This is a genomic window from uncultured Nostoc sp. (genome assembly GCF_964245575.1).
Taxonomy (GTDB): Bacteria; Cyanobacteriota; Cyanobacteriia; order Cyanobacteriales; family Nostocaceae; genus Nostoc.
Window position 1 is genome coordinate 1 of the sequence record NZ_CAXTNP010000514.1, and the last position, 2,602, is coordinate 2,602.

At 45.5% G+C, this 2,602-nt stretch carries 2 protein-coding genes; both read right to left on the minus strand.

Features of this window, described 5'->3' with window-relative positions:
* Positions 1 to 123: 123 nt before the first annotated feature.
* Positions 124 to 1,719 carry an efflux RND transporter periplasmic adaptor subunit gene (locus tag ACFFAP_RS37840; RefSeq protein WP_375516005.1) on the minus strand — a complete coding sequence of 532 codons (1,596 nt, stop codon included), beginning with the start codon at positions 1,717 to 1,719 and terminating at the stop codon, positions 124 to 126.
* A 97-nt stretch (positions 1,720 to 1,816) separates the two neighbouring features.
* On the minus strand, positions 1,817 to 2,365 hold the full coding sequence (locus ACFFAP_RS37845; RefSeq protein ID WP_375516006.1) for a hypothetical protein: 549 nt from the start codon (positions 2,363 to 2,365) through the stop codon (positions 1,817 to 1,819).
* Between the last annotated feature and the right edge of the window lie 237 nt (positions 2,366 to 2,602).

Consider the following 2,602-nt stretch of genomic DNA (forward strand, 5'->3'; position numbering starts at 1 on the left):
AGCCTTTTTACTCGGCAGTTGAACCTTTTTACTCGGCAGTTGAACCTTTTTACTCCCCTTTCTGTTCCATCCCCCTGCTCCCTTGCCTTTTTTTAACTAAACCGTATTGATTTAAAACTAACTTTAAGGGGAACCACCAGCAGAACCACCGCCTGAACGACCTCCGCCGCCACCGCCTGAACGACCTCCGCCGCCACCTGTTCCACCACCACCACCTAGACCAGGAAAAACTCCTCCTCTTGGTGTTGATTGCGGACGTGATCCTGGTGGGAAACTCAGCAATACCCTTTCGTTTCCTGTTAATCCAGACTTAACTTCAGTAAAGTTATTCGCGCTGACACCAGCCTCAATAGGAGTAAACACAGGTCTGTTATTCTTTCCTGCCACAAACACACCTGTGGCATTTTCTTGCCGCACCACCGAGGCGGTTGGCACTACTAGAACATTTTCAACTTGACCAATTTGAAAATCTACTTCCGCATTCATCCCAGACCGCAGTAGTCTTTGAGGGTCTGAAAGTGATACTCTCACTTCAAAACTGGTGACGTTTTGCTCTACTATTGCTTGGGCAGCAATTTGGCTGACTTTACCTTCAAAGGTTTTTCCTGGGTAGGCATCTGCTTTAATCGAGACTTTTTGTCCAAGGCTGATTTTGGAAATATTTGTTTCCGCTAAATTTGCGACAACTTCATTTGTTGAAGCTAGAGACAAGATTGAAGAAGAAGAAGAAGAAGCGACTTCACTGCTGGCAGTTGTAGGTGTTACGAAAGCGCCGGGATCAGCATACTTCTTTGTCACCACACCATCAAAGGGGGCGCGAATTACCGTGTCATTGATTTCGGCTTGGATATTTTGCAGCGAACCGCGAGCAGATGTTACCTGGGCGCGGGCTGCGTCAATATCTTCTTGGCGCGTTCCGGCTTTTAGAAGTGCCAAAGCTTGCTGTCTTTGCTTCACCACAGCTTGGGCTTGCTCAATGTCTTCTGGACGTGACCCAGCTTTTTGCAACCCCAGTGCTTGCTGTGCTTCATTTACACTAGCTTGAGCGCTGTCGCGAGTGGCACGGTTTTGGTTAAGAGTCTGAAGGGAAATACCGCCTGCATTGTAAAGTTGCTGATTACGAACAAAATCATCTTCTGCTTGGCGAAGGGTGGCTTGAGCGCTTTGCAAGCGTGCCTGGGCTTGGGCAATATCTTGAGAGCGATTGCCTGCTTGTACCTTTTGTAGATTCGCCTCGGCTTCGTCTAATACTCCTTGTGCTTGAGCAATATCTTGAGGGCGATTGCCTGCTTGTGCCTTTTGCTGATTCGCCTCGGCTTGTGCCAATTGTCCTTGAGCAGAGGTGAGTTGCCCCCGCAGGTTGGAATCATCCATGTAAGCGACAATCTGTCCTTGTTTGACGATATCTCCTTCTTTTGCCAGCAGGCTTTTCAGGATGCCGGAATTTTTCGGGCTGAGGTTGATTGACCGCTCAGGTTTCACCGTTCCATTCGCTGAAACTGTGATTGTTAAACTCTGCCTTTCTACAGGCTTTGTCAGCACCCGCCGTCTGGCTTCTTGACGGGGAGCAATCGTTACTTGGTAATAAACGGCATAGCCAATTCCACCCAAAAGGCAAAGAGCTATTAGCCAAGAGAGCCAATTACGTCTCCCCTTTCTTTTCTTTACCTCTGGAACCAAAACTGATGAATCTACGGTATTTGGTGTATCAATTTTCATATAACTTATTTTAAAAAGAACGGCTACCGAGCTAGTTATTCACGGCTAATATAGCCTGGTAGCCCTATACCGACAATGATTTTGAGTTTTTAGTGTTTTAAAGGTTTATTTGCAGTACTAATCCACTAGGAAGTCTGAAGTAATCATCATGCACTCTAACTAATCTCCCAGCAGGGACAATTTCCTGATTAGGAAGAAGAATATCCCCGTTGGGAAGTCTGAAGTAACCTTGATTACGCAGTCTAGCTATGGATCTAGCAGGAATAATTTCCCCATTGGGATATCTGATGTCACCATTACCAAGTCTGACTACTCTGTTATTGAATTGGTTGTCACGATTCCAATTATCCCGATCTCTAGAGTTTCTGACTTCTCCAGAATAGGGTCTACCGTCGCGGTTCCAATTATCCCGATCTCTAGAGTTTCTGACTTCTCCAGAATAGGGTCTGCCGTCGCGGTTCCAATTACTTCTGTCTCCATTTCTGTCTTGTCTATAGTTACCTCTGCCGTCGCGATCCCAATTTTGATTGCGATCGCCAACAACGTAGACTTTCGTCTGGGCACTTGCAGGCGCAGTCAGAAGAGTAGGAACAATGATCAGGGCAGCAGCAGCTAAGACTATCGATACCCGGTTTGCTTTCAACATGGAATTGACTCCTTATTTGTATTAAAGTTATATGTTGCTGAGGTTTTAATTCAGCAATCTCTAGACAGTTGTTTTTGTTTTGGCATGAAGGTGTTTAATATTTACCTGTTCGTATAAATTCATACATATTAATTATTGCTTAAAACGTCCAAACCGATGTATGACCAAAGTCATTAGTAATTCCAGACTGATGTATGACCAAAGTCATCAGTTTTTTTAATGGGGAGTGGGCCTGGG